This is a genomic window from Acinetobacter johnsonii (assembly GCF_048551975.1).
Taxonomy (GTDB): Bacteria; Pseudomonadota; Gammaproteobacteria; order Pseudomonadales; family Moraxellaceae; genus Acinetobacter; species Acinetobacter johnsonii_A.
This window is the reverse complement of sequence record NZ_JBIMCF010000230.1, coordinates 1-274: the sequence shown is the minus strand read 5'-3', so window position 1 is coordinate 274 and position 274 is coordinate 1. Positions and strand designations below refer to the sequence as shown.

The 274-nt window shown below is 42.3% G+C and carries 1 protein-coding gene; it reads right to left on the bottom strand.

Going from position 1 to position 274, the window contains the following annotated elements; all coding sequences use genetic code 11:
* The coding region (locus ACG9ZB_RS17335) for a class I tRNA ligase family protein (protein WP_419326857.1) at positions 1–274 on the bottom strand (274 nt) is incomplete at both ends.

The following is a 274-nucleotide window of genomic DNA, read 5'->3' as shown; positions in this document are numbered from 1 at the left end:
GTTTTGACCAACAAGGTGCGAATAACGCTCATCATCTAGCGCAACCGCAACCGCTGTATCACCTAACAAAGTTTCAGGACGAGTGGTTGCCACCACAATATGATCTTTACCATCGTGTGTGCGAAGCGATTTATCTTCAAAGAAATATTTGAAGTGCCAGAGTGAACCGTGTTCTTCTTTATCAGACTCAACTTCTAGGTCAGTTAGAGCTGTTTGTAATTTTGGATCCCAGTTTACGAGGCGTTTACCACGGTAAATTAAAACTTCTTCATGC